This window comes from Delftia acidovorans SPH-1 (assembly GCF_000018665.1).
In the GTDB taxonomy this organism is placed as follows: Bacteria; Pseudomonadota; Gammaproteobacteria; order Burkholderiales; family Burkholderiaceae_C; genus Comamonas; species Comamonas acidovorans.
The window spans coordinates 2,589,504-2,605,498 of the sequence record NC_010002.1; the positions used below are offsets into that span (position 1 = coordinate 2,589,504).

Sequence of the window (15,995 nt, forward strand, 5' to 3'; positions counted from 1 at the left end):
AGCCCTGTGATCCGGGCCTTGGGCTGACTGGCGCGATTGTTCAGCGCCTGATCATGACAATCCAATGAAAAGATAGACTGGCTTCATAACCTCAAAGCTATGAAGACCCCATGAGCAAGATAGACCGCGTGCTGCGCTCCAACCTCAAGCTGCGCCATCTGCAGCTGCTGGTGGCGCTGGACCAGTTCCGCCACCTGGGCCGCGCCGCCGAGTTCCTGGCCGTGACCCAGCCCGCCGTCTCCAAGACCCTGGCCGAGATCGAGCGCATGCTGGACATGACGCTGTTCGAGCGCTCCACGCGAGGCACCGAGCCCACGGCGGCCGGCGTCAGCATGGTGCGCTTTGCGCGCTCGGTGCTGGCGGGCTTCGAACGCACGCGCGATGAAATGGCGGCCGAGGCCAGCGGCACGCGCGGGCGCACCAGCGTGGGCGCCATGGTCGTGGCCACGCCCGTGCTGCTGGCCCGGGCCGTCGAGCAGTTGAAGGCGCGATCGGCCCAGACCACGGTGCTGGTCGAGGAGGGCGATCTCACGCGGCTGCTGCCCAAGCTGCGCATGGGCGAGCTGGACCTGTTCGTGGGCCGGCTCGAACCCGGCTATGCCTCGCCCGACCTGGAAACCGAAGCCCTGTACGACGAGCCCATGGTCGCCGTCGTGCGCCCCGGCCATGCGTTGCTGGCGCAGCCTGCGAGCTGGCAGGCGCTGGCCGACATGCCCTGCGTCATGCCCCCGCCCTGGGCATCGCTGCGCGTGAAGCTGGAGCAGCAGTTCTTCGCCCACGGCCTGCATCCGCCGGCCGACCTGGTCGAGTCCGCCTCATTCCTGTCGCAGATCAGCTTCCTGCACCAGCGCGGCGCCGTGGCCTTCATGGCGCGCGGAGTGGCCGAGCATTTCGCGCAGCAGGGGCTGGTCGCCGTGCTGGACCTGCCCGTGCCCATCGACCTGCCGGCCGTGGGCCTGATCACCCTGCGCGGCCAGCCGATGACAGCGACGACGAGATTGCTGGTGGAGTGTTTGCGGGGAGTGGTGGGCAATTCGTTGGCTACAGCACGCCATGGCGAGCAATTGCAACATGGCAGATAAGGAAACGCAGCAATGTCTGAAGATAATCCATGGCCCAGCGGCGAATCAAAGCCGGTCATCCTGTTGTCTGATGGTCCCTCGGAGCTGTCCAGAAAGCACGGACTGCATTTTGTGAGAGATGTTGACGATCTGGATGTCTGCCATTATTGCTATGCCTTGGATAAGGATGTTGGTACCATCCTCTTTCATTTCTACGTGAATTCGCCGGCCAAAGGCACAGCGATCTATGTGGACAGAGGTGTTGAGACGGTTTTTGCCATCAACAAGCTGATGTCGAATTTTGCCATTCACCCATCTGAGGTGAAGTGGGTTCAGTCGGACATGTAGATGCGCCCATGAAGAACATGCTTGTAGTATCGAAAACCTGCGATGCGGGCAGAATTCAATCCAGTCCGCTTCCGCATGGCTGTTTCGTTGTGACGGGGAAGGGTGAGGACCACGGATTCAATCTTGCAATAACGAGGTTGCTGGAGATCGGGTGTGAATTCTTTGCGACGTGGGGAGACTACTCCGACGCGGAAGAGATCATTGATGACTTGATTCTGGACGCCGGCGATATGGATGCTGTCACTATCTCCCTGAACGAGAGCTTGGAGGATGCCGTTGAATTCTTCGCTCATGGCGCATTTCCCGGGCTCAATTGCGTGAGATTTGTATTGTTGATTTGCCAAGATGCACCAGATAGTCTGATGTTGAAAGCGATATCTCTGTTTGAAAAGGAGTTGAATCTGTAGGAGTGTCTTGGGTTTCTGTTGGCTGAAGATGATTTAGGAGTCCATCTGGATGAGATTCAATTCATGATCTGGAATGATTTTCTTGTAGACGGCGTTCATGAGGCTGCAGAACTGCTCGGTTATCTTGCGAGTTCTTTGGATCTTTCTCCTGGTGATGTTTGTGCAATAGATTCAGTCGAGCAGCTCGTGGAGCAAAAGGCAAAAATTGTTTTGCTGATTGAAGATTCTCATGAATTCCAAGGGATGAAAATGGTCACTGTATATCTTGAAGAGGATGTTGTGGTGGAGAATTCAATCTTTGCTTTTATGGCAAGGAATTTCAAGATTGATATTTATTTGCCTGACGAAGATTCCGGATATTATCGTGATCTTGTTTTGCTGGATAAAACGGGTGGAATGAAGAAAGTCACCCTTCAGGGGAGTTGACTCAATGAGTACAATTATCCAGGATATTGTGGAACAGGTTCTGGTGAAATATGGTTCATTGCGTGAACCCAATTACTTTAAATTATCTGCTCCATCTTGTGATGCCAGTGCGCTGAAAGAATCGATTGAGCATATCGCTGAGGCACAAGACTATTCAGATGTGAACGATGATGTGTGCTATCGCCTTGACATCAATGGCAGTATTGGTTGTTATGAGATTTTTATTTCCTGGGTCGGAAATTATGTGGCGATCCTGGAAAATTCTGATGAATCAGGCAGGCAGGTGATTTCAAGGGCAGGGTGCGATCATTTGTTGAATCAAATAATTGAAAAGATAGTATCGGCTGGATTTGTCATTCTGGAAAAGAGTGTTCTTTTGATGAATATGGATTTCACGCTGATAAATTCAGACGATGATTTTTCTCCGGTATACAAGGTACTATTTACCGACCACGATCTCAGGTTCTCTTGAGATATTTGATTACCCAATGTGGTGGGCTGAGATAGCCCTTCGCCCTCTCGATTCCAGGCAATGGCTTGCGGTGCCGCTTGACGCGTTCCGGAACCCACGGCCTTGCGTTAGGTGACATGGGTGGTGCGCGATTGCAGGGCGGGCTGTCCGGGGTTGCATCCCCATCGGCACAGTCCTCAGCTCTGCGCCACCGGCATGCCCACCACCAGCCCGTCGAGCTGCGGCGAGACCGTGATCTGGCAGGCCAGCCGCGAGTCTCCGCGCACGTCGAGGGCGAAGTCCAGCATCTCCCTTTCGCCGCCCTGGGCCGGGCCCAAGCGGTCCAGCCACTCCAGATGTATGTAGACATGGCAGGTAGCGCAGGCACAGGCGCCGCCGCATTCGGCATCGATGCCCGGCACGCCGTTGGAGACGGCGGCGCGCATGAGGCTCTGGCCGTCCGTGGCCAGCACCACGTGCTCGCGGCCGCTGTGTTCTATGAAGGTGATGGTGGTCATGGCGTGGGCGGGGCTTTTGGGGGGAGGGGCGGGAAACCGGGGTCGGCGCAGTGCGTGGCGGCGATGGCCTTGCGCGCTGCCATGAATTCGCCCGGTGAATTCACGCATTCGGCGGCGCACAGCTGGCCACCGCGCAGGTGCAGTACGGCGAACCTGCCGCTGGCCGGGTTGCCGCGCAGCACGGTCTGGTCGCCATGGCCGGGCAGGCCGGCGATCTGCAGCTTGGTGTCGTACTGGTCGGACCAGAACCAGGGCGCTTCATGGGCGGGCAGTGCGCGGCCCGTGATGGCGCAGGCTGCGCGCCGGGCCTGTTCAAGCGCGCTGGGCACGCTTTCGAGCCGGTGCAGCCCGGGGTAGCCGGCCAGCGGGCGGCGCGTGGCATGCCCTATGGCGTAGATGCCGGCCATGGCGGTACGGCCTTCGCCATCCACGGCAATGCCGTCAGCACAGTCCAGGCCTAGGGGCTGCGCCAGTTCCACGCAGGGCGCCGCGCCCACGCCGATGAGCACGGCATCGCACTCCAGTCGTGAGCCATCGGCCATCCTCAGGCCCGTGATGCCGGTGGGGCTGTCGCCCCGGATGGCGGTGACCGAGGTGTTGAAATGCACCTCCACGCCCTGGCCTGCATGCAGGCCGTGCAGATGCGCGGCCATCTGCGGCGAGGCGCTGCGAGACAGCAGCCTGCCTTCGCGCTCGATGATCCGGACCTGCACCCCCAGCTTGCGGGCCGTGGACGCGACTTCGAGACCCACATAGCCGCCGCCGATGATGGCCAGGCGGCGGGCGGTCTGCAGGTGGCCCCGCAGCGCCTGCGCGTCTTCCATGGTGCGCAGGCAGGTGACGCCGGGCCGATCACCCCCGGGCAGGGCCAGCCAGCGCGGTGCGGCGCCTGTGGCAATGACCAGGTGGTCGTAGTGAAGTGCCGACCCGTCGTTCAGCGCCACCTGCCGCGAGCCGGGCTCTATGGCCATGGCGCGCATGCCCGGGCGCAGGGTGATGGCCTGGTCCGCATAGGCACCGGCGGGCCGCGGCAACAGCTCCTCCGGGTCCATGGCCTGCTGCAGCCACGCCCTGGACAGCGGCGGGCACTGGTAAGGCGGCAGGTCCTCTCCATCGACCAGGGTGATCGGGCCCGCGTGGCCGTACTGGCGCAGCAGGGCGGCCAGGGTGCCACCGGCATGCCCGGCGCCGATGATGACGGCATGGCCTTGGGGGTGTCGTGCGGGGGTCATGATGCACCTTCGCAAGAGGCCCGGAGTACGGGGCGGGTGCAGATCTCGTCCCAGGCTTGCCGCATGAAGCGCGCGGCCGCCACGTTCTGCTCCAGCAGGTCATAGCCTGCGCCCAGGCCGTAGTCGGGGAGGTTGGTGAATTCGGTGGTGAGGTAGCGCAGCGGGCTGTGCGGCTGCGCATGGTGGCAGGCCAGCACCTTGCGGATCGCCTCTTTGGAGGGCTCCAGCAGGTAGGCATGCCAGGGCGAATGCCATTCGCCGGGGCCGGGCCGCAGCATGGGGTACTGGATGCCCCGGCCCGGGCTGCCGTCCTCGTTGCGGTGCCACAGGTTCAGGGGCTGGTTGGGGCCGGCCGCGCGCAGCTGGGCCCAGCGCACGATGCCCATGTCCAGCCATTGTTCGCACAGCGAGCCGGGCTCGAACGGGTCCAGCGCCAGCTCGCCCCGCTCGAGCAGCCTGCGCACGCCCGACCGGTCCAGCTCGGCCGGGTTGCCGATCTTGAAGTTCACATGGCTGTAGTCCAGCGTGAAGTGAAAGGGCACGCCGCGTGCTTGCACGCGCCCGGCCACGCTGCGCACGCGCAGGAAGTCTTCGGTCCACGTGTTCACATGCAGCGCGAAGCTGGGCTCTACGCCCAGGCCCATGGCGTCGTCATAGACCCGCAGATAGTGTTCGGCGATTTCCACATCGGACAGCACATGGCCGTCGCGGTGGTGCTTGAAGGTCATGATGTTGTGGCAGCGCACGCCGATCTCGCGGCAGATGCGAAGGTTGCCGGCCAGCAGGACCTCGTCCTCGCCCAGGCGGTAGAACCAGCTGGCGGTGTGCACGGGCAGCTTGAATTCGGCGATGGCCGATTCGTGGTCGGCCAGCTGGTGGCGCAGCGGCAGGCGGTCGAAGCAGTCGAACACGCCGGTTTCGCTGACGAGGCGGAACTGCTCGCGTATGGGCAGCTCCTGCAGGCCGATGGGCTGGTGGCGCGAGGAACGCTGCACGCCACTGCCGTTGCAGCCGATGGGCGGGAGGGCGGGGCGGGGGGCTTCGTGCATGACCTGCTCCTCAGCCGCCCGTGGGCGCGCGCACGGTCATGCGGTCCGCCGACAGATGGCGGACCGCGTTGCGCGACCAGGTCAACGGGGACCAGGTATCGAGTACATCGGTTGTCATGGATCTGTCTCCTGGTTGAGTGTGGTGTTGCGCCCCGGCCGCTGCTCGGCCCCCATAGGCGCTGTGGGCCAAGAAGGCGTCATCGGCCAAGCGGCTCCCGGCGCCACTGCCGCACGATGGAAGGCCTGCAGCGCGAACACTGCTTTCAGCCTGCTGCCCGGCGCCTGCGTTTGCCGCAGGGGCCGGAAGCTGGCCTGCATGCCGCCTGGCGTGGGCTCGCCCATGCCCTGTCTTCGAATGCAGTCTGGGCATGGGATGTCTCCTCGGTTCCGATCGCGGATCTCGACCCATGGCTTCTGGGTTGATGCGAAAAATTAAGGTGTATGCACTCCAATTAAGTCGGATTGCCTACAAAGGAACACCAAGGCTTTCCATGGAGTGATGCCTCTTTTTTCCCTGCTTGTAAGGATTGTGAATTTTTCTATTTGCCTTGACTATCGGGAAAATACTTTATTTGTTTTTGACTATCGATTTGGGCATTTGAGCGTAGGCGCTTGAAATTTCCACCGTGGACGGCTGTTTCCAGCAGGGCCGGCTGCAGTGCGCCAGCGTGGCGACGCAGGATCCAAGGACGGTGGCAATGGTCGACACCGCAAGGATTTGAAATGTCAGCCTCCAGCCATGCAGGCATCGGCGGCATGCAAGGGCAGGAGGTCCATTTCGGAGAAGGGAGAAGGAGCGGCGGCAGCTGTGGATCGCGCGCAGCTTCTGGCTGCCCACCAGCGTCCGCGAGGCTGGCGGCAGGAGCACGGCGCAGATCGGCCTGCTCACGGCCATTTCCGATGCCTTGGCCAACCTGGGCGGCCTGGCGGCCACCTGTTTGCCGGGCTGGCTCAAGGAGCTCACGCACTCGCCCGGCGCGTGTCCTGCCCAGGCCGGTGGTCAACCGCCGAGGGCAGGTGGTGCGCGCTGTTCAGCGCATGGTCACGAACTCCTCGGCCGCCGTGGGGTGGATGGCCACGGTGTCGTCGAAGTCGCGCTTGGTGGCACCCATCTTCAGGGCCACGGCAAAGCCCTGCAGCATCTCGTCCATCCCCAGGCCGATGCCGTGTATGCCCACGATGCGCTCCTCGGGGCCCACGCAGACCAGCTTCATGCGCGCGGGCTGGCGGTGGCGCGTGACGGCCGTGTACATGGCGGTGAAGGCCGATTGGTAGACCTTGACCTGATCGTCGCCAAAGCGCTCGCGCGCCTGCGGCTCGGTCAGGCCCACGGTGCCGATGGGCGGGTGGCTGAAGACCACAGTGGGTACGTTGTCGTAGTCCAGGTGCTCGCCGGTCTTGCCGTTGAACAGGCGCTCGGACAGGCGCCGGCCTGCGGCCACGGCCACGGGCGTGAGTTCGATGCGGCCCGTGATGTCGCCCACGGCGTGGATGCCGGGCACATTGGTGTCCTGGAACCTGTCCACCGCGATGTGGCCGCTGTCCTGCAGCGCCACGCCTGCGGCCTCCAGGTTCAGGCCCGAGGTGTCGGGCCGGCGGCCCACGGCCCAGACCACGCAGTCCACGGTGTGGCTGCTGCCGTCCTGCAGTTGCAGGTCCAGGCTGCCGTCTGCGTTGCGGACCACGGCCTTCGGGGTGGCCTGGCGGTGCACGGCGGGGCCTTCGGCCTCCATGATCTCCATCAGGGTCTGGCTCAGCAGCGGATCGAACCCGCGCAGTGCCGAGTTCTGGCGCAGGAACAGGTGGGTCTGCGAGCCCAGCGCGTGCAGCAGGCCGGCAATCTCCACGGCGATATAGCCGGCACCCACCACGGCCGTGCGCGCAGGCAGGGCCTTGAGGGCGAAGAAGCCGTCGGAGTCGATGCCCAGCTCGGCGCCCGGAATGTCGGGCCGTGCCGGGCGCGTGCCCGTGGCGATGAGGATGTGATCGGCACTGAGCCGCTGGCCGCCCACCTCCACGGTGCGCGCATCCACGAAGCGGCCGAAGCCCTGGATCAGCTCGACCTTGTTGCGCGCCAGGCCGCTTTCATACGAGGCATGGATGCGGTCGATGTAGGCGCTGCGGCTGTCCAGCAGGCGCTGCCAGTCCAGGCGGTTGACGGTGGCATCCCAGCCGTAGTCTGGGCCGTAGCGGTGCATGGCCTCGCCGATCTGGGCCGCATGCCACATGACCTTCTTGGGCACGCAGCCCACGTTGACGCAGGTGCCGCCGATCTCGCCGGCTTCGATCAGCGCGCAGTGGCGCCCGTGCATGGCGGCGCGGTTGGCCGATGCAATGCCACCGCTGCCGCCGCCGATGACGATGTAGTCGTAGTGCTTCATGGAGATTCCGTGCTGTGTCTGAGCGGCCCGAATGCCGCAGCCGGCCATCTTGCCCTGTTCGCCGGCCAGGGGCCTGCGGCGGGGGCAATGCCGTGATCTCCAGGCGGCAGTCTCAGGTGCGCTGCGGCTGCAGCGTCTTCGTGTACAGCGCCTTGCCGTCCAGGTCCTTGAGCACCACGGTCAGCGCCTGGCTGCGGTGGTCTATGTCGAGCTGGCCGAAGAACTGAAAGCCTTCGCTGGGCGCGGAGTTGGCGTGGCCCGCGCTTTTCTGGAAAACGACTTCGCCGCCAAAGGTCTTGTCCATCTCGTTGGGGCCGAAGCCGCCCGCATTCAGCGGGCCGGAGACGAATTCCCAGAACGGGTCGAAGTCCTGGAAGCTGGCGCGCTCGGGGCTGAAATGGTGGGCCGCCGTGTAGTGCACGTCGGCCGTGAGCCAGACCACGTTGTGGATGCCCGCGTCCTTGATGCCCTTGAGCAGGCGCGCCATCTCCAGCTCGCGGCCCCGGGGTGCGCCATGCTCGCCATTGGCCACGGCCTCCCACTGGGCGCGGCCCTCGGCATCCTTGCCATCGGGCACGAAGAGGCTGATGGGCATGTCGCTGGCGATCAGCTTCCAGGTGGCGCGGCTGCGCTTGAGGCCGTCCAGCAGCCACTGCACCTGGGGGCGCCCCAGCATGTCGGTGTCCGGGCCTTCGGCCGCCTGCAGGTTGTGGCTGTTGGGGCCGCGGTGGCTGCGCATGTCGATCACGAAGATGTCGGCCAGCGGGCCCTGGGGCAGGCGGCGGTACAGGCGCTGGTGCATGGCCGCGCCGAAGGGACGCATGGGCGCGTATTCCATGAAGGCGCGCTGGCCGCGCGCCGCCAGCAGCTGCACGTTCTTTTCGGTGTAGCGCGCGTCGTTGGCCACGTTCTTGCTGTCCGAGTAGTTGTTGGTGACCTCGTGGTCGTCCCACTGCCAGATCTGGGCGACCTCGCTGCCCAGCGCGCGCACGTTGGCGTCCATGAGGTTGTAGCGGTGGCGGCCCCGGAATTCGTCCAGCGTCTCGGCCACCTTGGCGACCTCGGGCGTGACCAGGTTCTTCCACAGCGTGCCGTCGCGCAGCTTCATCTGCGCGGCGATGGGGCCGTCGGCATAGATGGTGTCGCCGCTGTGCAGGAACACGTCGGGGTCGGTCCTGCGCATGGCCTCGTAGATGCGCATGCCGCCAAAGGCCTCGTTGATGCCGAAGCCCTGGCCCGCGGTGTCTCCGCTCCACACCAGGCGCAGCGGCCGCGTGGCGGGCATGCCCGCCGCCAGCGGCGTGCGAAAGTGCCCCTGCACGGCGGGCGAGCGCACATTGGCGCTGGCAAAGTCCTCCAGCACCACGCGGTAGAAGATGTCCTGGCCCGCAGGCAGGCCCTGCAGGTCGATGCGGCCCGTGCCGTCGCTGCTGTCCATCAGCAGGTCAGGCCCGCGCACGCGCGTGGGGTTGGCAAAGCCGGAGGTGGTGGACCATTCGATCCACATGCGCGCATCGCGGCTGGCGCGCGCCCAGACGATGGCGCGGTCAGCCAGCACATCGCCGCTTTGCAAGCCAGAGGGCAGCAGCGGCCGCGCCGCGTCGCGCGTGATGGCGGCGGGTGCGGACTGGGCCCGGAGGATGGAGGGCAGCAGCGAGCCGCCAGCGGCGGACAGCAGAAGATGGCGGCGGAGCATCATGGCGGGGGAGTGGGTGTGGCAAAGCGTTTGGCGACCCAGCCTAGCGCCCACCGATGACCGGGCCGTGACCGTGCGTTGGCCCGGGATGAATTGCAGGCACAGCCGTGCCGCACACGATGGATGGGATGGGCATGGATTCTCTGATCACGGCGGCGGCCCGTGCGCTCGCGGTTGGCGACCCCCTTGGCGCGCTGAACCGGGTGGCGCTGCGCGACGATGCACCCGCGCTGGCACTGCGTGGCATCGCCATGGCGCAACTGGGCGATCTGGTGCGGGCCCGGGCCTTGCTGCGCAGCGCTGCGCGCGCCTTCGGCTCCCATGAGGCTGTGGCCCGCGCCCGCTGCGTAGTGGCCGAGGCCGAGATTGCACTGGCCTTGCGCGAGCTGGCATGGCCGGCCCGCAGGTTGGTTGCGGCGCGGGCGGTGCTGCAGGCGCATGGCGATCCCGTGAACGCCGCGCATGCGGGCTATCTGGAAGTACGCCGGTGCCTGCTGCTGGGCCGCCTGGGCGAGGCCGAGGGTCTGCTGGGCGGACTGCGGCCCGCGCTGCTGCCTGCCGCCTTGCAGGCGTTCCATGCCCTGGCCCTGGCGGGTATCGCCATGCGCCGATTGGACATCCGTGCGGCGCACAGTGCGCTGGCCGATGCCGCGCAGGCGGCCGGCGCCGCCGGCATTGCAGCCCTGGCCGCCGAGGTGGGGCAGGCCGCCCAGGCCCTGCACGCGCCTGCTGCGGTGCTGCTGGAGCGGGAGCCGGCCGGATCGCAGGCTCAGAAGCTGCTGTCGCTGGATGAGGCCGGGACCCTGCTGGCCTCGGGCGCGCTGGTGGTGGATGCCTGCCGCCATGCGGTGCGCGCCGGAGCGGTGGCGGTCTCGCTGGCGGGGCGCCCGGTGCTGTTTGCGCTGGCGCGCGCGCTGGGCGAGGCCTGGCCCGGCGATGTCTCACGCGAGGCGCTGGTGGCACAGGTATTTCGCGCCCGGCAGGCCGATGATTCGTACCGTGCGCGTCTGCGTGTCGAGATCGGCCGCCTGCGCCGCCTGCTGCGGCCGCTGGCCGAAGTTCACGCCACGCCCCTGGGATTTGTGCTGGCGCCCCGGCAGGCCCGGGTGGCCGTGCTGGCACGGCCCGTGGAAGGTGCGCCGGGCGTGCTGTGCGGCCCGGTGCTGGCGCTGCTCTCCGATGGCGAGGCCTGGGCCAGTTCGGCGCTGGCCCTGGCACTGGGCGCGAGCCAGCGCAGCGTCCAGAGGACCCTGGAGGCGCTGGAGCGCGACGCGCTGGCGCAGCCCGTGGGCCGGGGGCGCGCCCGCCGCTGGGTGGCCCGGCCTGCACCAGGATTCACGACGACTTTGTTACTCCCCGCTGTGCTGCCGGCTGGCTAGCATGGGCCGACCAACGCAACCAGGAGTTCCGCATGAAGACAGAAGCTGCAGAAATCATCCGCGAGTACGGTCCCTTTCCCGGCATAGCGTGCGTGCACGGGGTGTCCTACGACGGCAGCCAGGTATGGTTCGCCACCGGCACCCAATTGCAGGCGCTGGACCCCGACAGCGGCCGGATCGTGCGCAGCATCCCTGTGCCGGGCGATGCCGGCACGGCCTTCGATGGCCGGCATCTGTTCCAGATCGCCAATGACCGTATCCAGAAGATCGACCTGTCCACCGGCCATGTGCTGGCCACCATTCCTGCACCCGGGGGCGGTGGTGATGCCGGCGATTCGGGAATGGCCTGGGCCGAGGGCTCGCTGTGGGTGGGGCAGTACCACGGCCGCAAGATCCATCAGATCGATCCCGACACCGGGGCGGTGCTGCGCACCCTGCAGTCCAACCGCTTCGTCACCGGCGTCACCTGGGTGGACGGCCAGTTGTGGCACGGCACCTGGGAAGAGGGCCAGAGCGATCTGCGGCGCCTGGACCCGGACAGCGGTGCCGTGCTGCAGCGGCTGGAGATGCCGGCGGGCACCGGCGTGTCGGGGCTGGAGTCCGACGGCGGCGACCGCTTCTTCTGCGGCGGCGGAGAAAGCGGCCGCATCAGGGCCGTGCGCCGGCCCCGGCAGACGCAGCAGCCCTGAGGCCTACTTGCCCGCGATCTGCGCCGCGATGGCCTGGCCCACTTCGGTGGTGCTGGCCGTGCCGCCCAGGTCGGGCGTGCGGGGGCCGTTCTTGATGACTTCCTCGATGGCCGAGACGATGGCGTCGTGCGCCGCGCGGCCTGCGCCCTGGCCGTGGGTCAGGAAGTCCAGCATCAGCGCTGCCGACCAGACCATGGCGATGGGGTTGGCGATGTTCTTGCCGTAGATGTCGGGCGCCGAGCCGTGCACGGGCTCGAACAGGCTGGGGAAGCTGCGGTCGGGATTGAGGTTGGCCGAGGGGGCCAGGCCGATGGTGCCCGTGGTGGCCGGTCCCAGGTCGCTGAGGATGTCGCCGAACAGGTTGGTGGCGGCCACCACGTCGAAGCGGCCCGGCTGCAGCACGAAGCGCGCGGTCAGGATGTCGATGTGCTGCTTGTCCAGCGTGACGTCCGGGTAGGCCTTGGCCACGTCCTCGGCGCGCCGGTCCCACCAGGGCATGCTGATGGCGATGCCGTTGCTCTTGGTGGCCAGGGTGACGTGCTTGCGCTCGCGGCTTTGGGCCAGGTCGAAGGCGTACTTGAGCAGGCGCTCGGCACCCTTGCGCGAGTAGACCGATTCCTGGATCACGATCTCGCGGTCCGTGCCCTCGTACATGATGCCGCCCAGCGAGGTGTATTCGCCTTCGGTGTTCTCGCGCACCACGTAGTAGTCGATGTCGCCGGGCTTGCGGCCGGCCAGCGGGCAGGGCACGCCCTCGAACAGGCGCACGGGGCGCAGGTTGATGTACTGGTCGAACTCGCGGCGGAACTTGAGCAGCGAGCCCCACAGCGAGACATGGTCGGGCACGGTGGCGGGCCAGCCCACGGCGCCGAAGAAGATGGCGTCCATGCCGCAGAGCTGCGCCTTCCAGTCGTCGGGCATCATTTTTCCGTGGGCCAGGTAGTAGTCGCAGTGGGCCCAGTCGAAATGGTGGAATTCGAGCTTGATCGCAAAGCGGCTGGCGGCGGCCTCCAGCGTGCGCAGGCCTTCGGGCATGACTTCCTTGCCAATGCCGTCACCGGCGATGACGGCGATCTTGAATGTGTCTTGCATGGTGTCTGTCCTTGGATCGAATGGATGGATATGAAGCGGCGCCGCTGACAGCCTGGCCGCATGCATGGCATTGTTGGCTGCGCCAGGGTTAAATACAATCGGCCAACTGTGGTTCCATTGTTTACAGATCGTGAATAAACAACCGGCTCCCGAAGACCTGCGTGTCTTCACCGTGGTGGCCCGCAAATCCGGCTTTGCCGCTGCGGCCGAGGAATTGGGTGCATCGCCCGCCTATGTGAGCAAGCGCATCCGCCTGCTGGAGCAGGAGTTGGGCGTGAAGCTGCTGCACCGCACCACGCGCCGCGTGGCCGTGACCGAGGAAGGCGAGCGCGTATTCCACTGGGCGCAGCGCATCCTCGACGACATGGACCAGCTGATGCAGGAGGTGGCCATCACGCGCAGCGAGCCGCGCGGCCTGCTGCGCGTGAGCAGCAGCTTCGGCTTCGGGCGGCATGTGATCGCGCCGGCGCTGTCCCGGCTGGTGGAGCGCCATCCGGGGCTGCAGGTGCGGCTGGATGTGTTCGACCGGCTGGTGGATGTGGCGGGGGAGGGCTTCGATCTGGATGTGCGCGTGGGCGACGAGATCGCTCCCCACCTGATTGCGCGGCGGCTGGCCGACAACCACCGCGTGCTGTGCGCGGCGCCTGCCTACCTGGCGCGCCGTGGCACGCCGCGCACGCCGGCCGAGCTGTCGGCCCACGACTGCCTGGCCATCAAGGAGCGCGACCAGGCCTTTGGCGTGTGGCGGCTGCGCGCGGGCGCCGCCGAGCAATCGGTGAAGGTCACGGGGCCGCTGTCGGCCAACAACGGGGAGATGGTGGTGCAGTGGGCCGTGGACGGGCGCGGCATCGCGCTGCGCTCGCTATGGGATGTGGGCGCCCATCTGCAGGCCGGGCGCCTGGTGCAGCTGCTGCCCGAATGGCGGCAGGAGGCCAATGTCTGGGCGGTCTATCCGACGCGGCTGCAGCTGTCGGCCAAGGTGCGGGTGTGTGTCGAATTCCTGCAGGAGCACTTTCAGCAGGAATGGGCGGCAGCAGCGTCCTGAAAAGGGCGCGGCTGCCGCAGCAGGCTCAACCTGCCAGGGCGGCCTTGACGGCAGCGGACACCTGGCCCATGTCGGCCTTGCCAGCCAGTTGCGCCTTGACCGCGCCCATGACCTTGCCCATGTCGCCGGGGCCGGAGGCGCCCAGCTCGGCCACGATGGCCTTCACGGCGGTGGCCACTTCCTCGGCCGACATGCGTGCGGGCAGGTAGGCGGTCAGCACGGCCATTTCGGCCTTTTCCTTGTCGGCCAGGTCCTGGCGGCCCGCGCCCTCGAAGGCGGCAATGCTGTCCTTGCGCTGCTTGATCAGCTTGTCCACGATGGCGATGACGGCGGCGTCGTCGAGCTCGACGCGCTCATCGACTTCCTTTTGCTTCATCGCGGCCAGCAGCAGGCGGATGGTGCCCAGGCGTTCGCTGTCCTTGGCGCGCATGGCGGTCTTCATGTCTTCGGTGATCTGGGCCTTGAGGCTCATGGCATTTCTCCTGAGGTAGTGGCGTCGGAAAACAAAAACCAAAAAACAAAAACAAAAAACCCGCGCCTGGCGTCCCGAGCGCGGGTTTTGCGGCTGACGAGAGCCGGCTGGTCAAGGGCTGATCAGTACAGCTTCTTGGGCAGCTGCATGCTGCGAACGCGCTTGTAGTGACGCTTGACGGCGGCAGCCTTCTTGCGCTTGCGTTCGGATGTGGGCTTCTCGTAGAACTCGCGAGCGCGCAGGTCGGTCAGCAGGCCGAGCTTTTCGATGGTGCGCTTGAAGCGGCGCAGGGCAACTTCATAGGGCTCGTTTTCTTTTACGCGGATGGTGGTCATTAGCTAGATTTCCAGATATCTGTGCTGACAGCGGGTTCTCGGGAAGATCGGGCCTGAGAGCCATGTTCAGCGGTTGGTCCCCGTCAATAGTTAACTAGTATTGGCCGACGGGGCAATTGCCAGCAAAGCGGGCGATTATACGCGAGACGAAAGCGATCTGACAAATCACGCACAAGGCAAGGCCTGCGCGCAGGCATACCCGCTGGCCCAGGCCCATTGGAAGTTGTATCCGCCCAGCCAGCCGGTGATGTCCACCACTTCGCCGATGCAGTACAGGCCGGGCTGGGTCTTGCATTCCATGGTCTGTTGCGAAAGCGCACGCGTGTCCACGCCGCCCAGTGTCACTTCGGCCTTCTTGTAGCCTTCGGTGCCGGTGGGCACGATCTCCCAGCGCGACAGGCGCTCGGCCAGCTGGTTCAGGGCCTTGTCCGAGGCTTCGGCAATGGGGCGCTGCCAGGCCGCGTCCTGCTGCACCCAGGCATCGGCCAGGCGCGAGGGCAGCCACTGCGCCAGTTCGTTGGCGATGAGCTTGCGCGAGCGCGACTTGGCCTTGAGCAATTCGTCCTGCAGGTCCACCTCGGGGGCGAGGTTGATGCACAGGGGCGTGCCGGGCTTCCAGTAGCTAGAGATCTGCAGCACGGCGGGGCCGGACAGGCCGCGGTGCGTGAACAGCAGGTCTTCCATGAAGGCCATGCGTTCCTTCTTGCTGCCGGTGCTGATCTCGACCGGAAGGGCCAGGCCGGCGAGCTGGGCGTAGGGTGTCCAGGCCTCGCCGTCGAAGGTCAGCGGCACCAGGCCCGGCGTGCGCTCGACCAGGGGCAGGTCGAATTGCTGGGCCAGGCGGTAGCCGAAGTCGGTGGCGCCGATCTTGGGAATGGACAGGCCGCCCGTGGCGATGACCAGGCTGGGCGCCTGCACGGCGCCACGGCTGGTCTGCAGGCGGTACTGGCCATCCGCATGCGCGACGGAATCGACCTTGCAGGGCTGCCAGCGCTGCACGCCGCCGGCCTGGCATTCGGCCAGCAGCATGGCGATGATGTCCTCGGCCGAGCGGTCGGCGAACAGCTGGCCCTTGTGCTTTTCATGGTGGGCAATGCCGTGCCTGTCCATCAGCGCGATGAAGTCGGCCGGCGTGTAACGCGACAGGGCCGAGCGGCAGAACTGCGGGTTGCCGCCCACGAAGTGCTTGTGCGGCGCACGCACGTCCAGGTCGCGGTTGGTGAAGTTGCAACGGCCGCCGCCCGAGATACGGATCTTCTCGGCCACCTTCTCCGCGTGGTCCAGGAGCAGCACCGACAGGCCCCGCTGTCCGGCCTGGGCCGCACAGAACAGACCGGCCGCGCCGGCGCCGATGACGATGGCGTCGAAAGAGAGGGAAGAGGTCACAAAAACGTCACTCGGGGGGCAAAAGGGC

At 65.8% G+C, this 15,995-nt stretch carries 17 protein-coding genes; 8 read left to right on the forward strand and 9 right to left on the reverse strand.

From position 1 onward, the window contains the following. Positions 1–110 precede the first annotated feature (110 nt). From DACI_RS11745 to DACI_RS31960, 5 genes are read left to right on the forward strand one after another with little or no spacing between them, the layout of a single operon-like run. The gene (locus DACI_RS11745) at positions 111–1,082 is read left to right on the forward strand and encodes a LysR substrate-binding domain-containing protein (protein WP_012204269.1); all 972 of its coding nucleotides are present in this window, start codon (positions 111–113) and stop codon (positions 1,080–1,082) included. A 12-nt stretch (positions 1,083–1,094) separates the two neighbouring features. Continuing rightward, positions 1,095–1,409, forward strand: a complete 315-nt coding sequence (locus DACI_RS11750; protein WP_043781272.1) for a hypothetical protein — start codon at positions 1,095–1,097, stop codon at positions 1,407–1,409. A gap of 8 nt (positions 1,410–1,417) precedes the next feature. Further along, positions 1,418–1,816: a hypothetical protein gene (locus DACI_RS11755; RefSeq protein WP_157059647.1), complete on the forward strand. Its 399-nt coding sequence runs from the start codon at positions 1,418–1,420 to the stop codon at positions 1,814–1,816. Between the two features lie 18 nt (positions 1,817–1,834). Further along, positions 1,835–2,242, forward strand: a complete 408-nt coding sequence (locus DACI_RS11760) for a hypothetical protein (protein ID WP_012204270.1) — start codon at positions 1,835–1,837, stop codon at positions 2,240–2,242. Positions 2,243–2,246: 4 nt separating this feature from the next. Then, positions 2,247–2,714, forward strand: coding sequence for a hypothetical protein (locus DACI_RS31960; protein WP_157059648.1), 468 nt, complete (start codon positions 2,247–2,249; stop codon positions 2,712–2,714). A 176-nt stretch (positions 2,715–2,890) separates the two neighbouring features. Here DACI_RS31960 and DACI_RS11765 read toward each other — a convergent pair whose 3' ends face one another. The 5 genes from DACI_RS11765 to DACI_RS11785 all read right to left on the reverse strand — a co-directional run bounded on the left by DACI_RS11765 (position 2,891) and on the right by DACI_RS11785 (position 9,572). Continuing rightward, a complete protein-coding gene (locus DACI_RS11765) occupies positions 2,891–3,211 on the reverse strand; it encodes a 2Fe-2S iron-sulfur cluster-binding protein (RefSeq protein WP_012204272.1) in 321 nt (106 codons plus the stop codon). Further along, entirely contained in the window at positions 3,208–4,443 is a 1,236-nt protein-coding gene (locus DACI_RS11770; protein WP_012204273.1) for an NAD(P)/FAD-dependent oxidoreductase, read from the reverse strand. The genes DACI_RS11765 and DACI_RS11770 overlap by 4 nt, the downstream gene beginning before the upstream one ends. Continuing rightward, entirely contained in the window at positions 4,440–5,492 is a 1,053-nt protein-coding gene (locus DACI_RS11775; RefSeq protein ID WP_012204274.1) for a hypothetical protein, read from the reverse strand. Before DACI_RS11775 ends, DACI_RS11770 begins: the two co-directional genes overlap by 4 nt. A 1,031-nt stretch (positions 5,493–6,523) precedes the next feature. Further along, on the reverse strand, positions 6,524–7,873 hold the full coding sequence (gorA, locus tag DACI_RS11780) for a glutathione-disulfide reductase (RefSeq protein ID WP_043781279.1): 1,350 nt from the start codon (positions 7,871–7,873) through the stop codon (positions 6,524–6,526). Positions 7,874–7,985: 112 nt separating this feature from the next. Next, positions 7,986–9,572, reverse strand: coding sequence for an alkaline phosphatase D family protein (locus DACI_RS11785; RefSeq protein WP_012204277.1), 1,587 nt, complete (start codon positions 9,570–9,572; stop codon positions 7,986–7,988). 131 nt (positions 9,573–9,703) lie between these two features. Between DACI_RS11785 and DACI_RS11790 the strand changes: the two genes are divergently transcribed. Continuing rightward, positions 9,704–10,948: a hypothetical protein gene (locus tag DACI_RS11790; protein WP_012204278.1), complete on the forward strand. Its 1,245-nt coding sequence runs from the start codon at positions 9,704–9,706 to the stop codon at positions 10,946–10,948. Between the two features lie 32 nt (positions 10,949–10,980). Continuing rightward, entirely contained in the window at positions 10,981–11,637 is a 657-nt protein-coding gene (locus DACI_RS11795) for a Vgb family protein (protein WP_012204279.1), read from the forward strand. Between the two features lie 3 nt (positions 11,638–11,640). Here DACI_RS11795 and DACI_RS11800 read toward each other — a convergent pair whose 3' ends face one another. After that, positions 11,641–12,729, reverse strand: a complete 1,089-nt coding sequence (locus DACI_RS11800; RefSeq protein WP_012204280.1) for a tartrate dehydrogenase — start codon at positions 12,727–12,729, stop codon at positions 11,641–11,643. A gap of 130 nt (positions 12,730–12,859) precedes the next feature. On the opposite strand from DACI_RS11800, the gene DACI_RS11805 reads away from it, so the two are divergent. Next, complete coding sequence (locus DACI_RS11805) at positions 12,860–13,774, forward strand: LysR substrate-binding domain-containing protein (protein WP_170962064.1); 915 nt, start codon at positions 12,860–12,862, stop codon at positions 13,772–13,774. Positions 13,775–13,799: 25 nt separating this feature from the next. Here the strand turns inward: DACI_RS11805 and DACI_RS11810 are convergent, their stop codons facing one another. The 3 genes from DACI_RS11810 to DACI_RS11820 all read right to left on the reverse strand — a co-directional run bounded on the left by DACI_RS11810 (position 13,800) and on the right by DACI_RS11820 (position 15,967). Further along, positions 13,800–14,246: a GatB/YqeY domain-containing protein gene (locus DACI_RS11810; RefSeq protein WP_012204282.1), complete on the reverse strand. Its 447-nt coding sequence runs from the start codon at positions 14,244–14,246 to the stop codon at positions 13,800–13,802. Positions 14,247–14,368: 122 nt separating this feature from the next. After that, positions 14,369–14,581 (reverse strand): 30S ribosomal protein S21, encoded by a 213-nt coding sequence (rpsU, locus tag DACI_RS11815; protein WP_012204283.1) that lies wholly within the window; start codon positions 14,579–14,581, stop codon positions 14,369–14,371. A gap of 165 nt (positions 14,582–14,746) precedes the next feature. After that, entirely contained in the window at positions 14,747–15,967 is a 1,221-nt protein-coding gene (locus DACI_RS11820; protein WP_012204284.1) for a BaiN/RdsA family NAD(P)/FAD-dependent oxidoreductase, read from the reverse strand. Positions 15,968–15,995: the final 28 nt, after the last annotated feature.

Bases quoted from the DNA above. Each gene is read 5' to 3' on its own strand.
- DACI_RS11810 (WP_012204282.1), bottom strand. From the start codon at position 14,246: ATGAGCCTCAAGGCCCAGATCACCGAAGACATGAAGACCGCCATGCGC.
- DACI_RS11785 (WP_012204277.1), bottom strand. From the start codon at position 9,572: ATGATGCTCCGCCGCCATCTTCTGCTGTCCGCCGCTGGCGGCTCGCTG.
- rpsU (WP_012204283.1), bottom strand. From the start codon at position 14,581: ATGACCACCATCCGCGTAAAAGAAAACGAGCCCTATGAAGTTGCCCTG.
- DACI_RS11745 (WP_012204269.1), top strand. From the start codon at position 111: ATGAGCAAGATAGACCGCGTGCTGCGCTCCAACCTCAAGCTGCGCCAT.
- DACI_RS11770 (WP_012204273.1), bottom strand. From the start codon at position 4,443: ATGACCCCCGCACGACACCCCCAAGGCCATGCCGTCATCATCGGCGCC.
- DACI_RS11765 (WP_012204272.1), bottom strand. From the start codon at position 3,211: ATGACCACCATCACCTTCATAGAACACAGCGGCCGCGAGCACGTGGTG.
- DACI_RS11790 (WP_012204278.1), top strand. From the start codon at position 9,704: ATGGATTCTCTGATCACGGCGGCGGCCCGTGCGCTCGCGGTTGGCGAC.
- DACI_RS11775 (WP_012204274.1), bottom strand. From the start codon at position 5,492: ATGCACGAAGCCCCCCGCCCCGCCCTCCCGCCCATCGGCTGCAACGGC.
- DACI_RS11800 (WP_012204280.1), bottom strand. From the start codon at position 12,729: ATGCAAGACACATTCAAGATCGCCGTCATCGCCGGTGACGGCATTGGC.
- DACI_RS11750 (WP_043781272.1), top strand. From the start codon at position 1,095: ATGTCTGAAGATAATCCATGGCCCAGCGGCGAATCAAAGCCGGTCATC.
- DACI_RS31960 (WP_157059648.1), top strand. From the start codon at position 2,247: ATGAGTACAATTATCCAGGATATTGTGGAACAGGTTCTGGTGAAATAT.
- DACI_RS11795 (WP_012204279.1), top strand. From the start codon at position 10,981: ATGAAGACAGAAGCTGCAGAAATCATCCGCGAGTACGGTCCCTTTCCC.
- gorA (WP_043781279.1), bottom strand. From the start codon at position 7,873: ATGAAGCACTACGACTACATCGTCATCGGCGGCGGCAGCGGTGGCATT.
- DACI_RS11755 (WP_157059647.1), top strand. From the start codon at position 1,418: ATGAAGAACATGCTTGTAGTATCGAAAACCTGCGATGCGGGCAGAATT.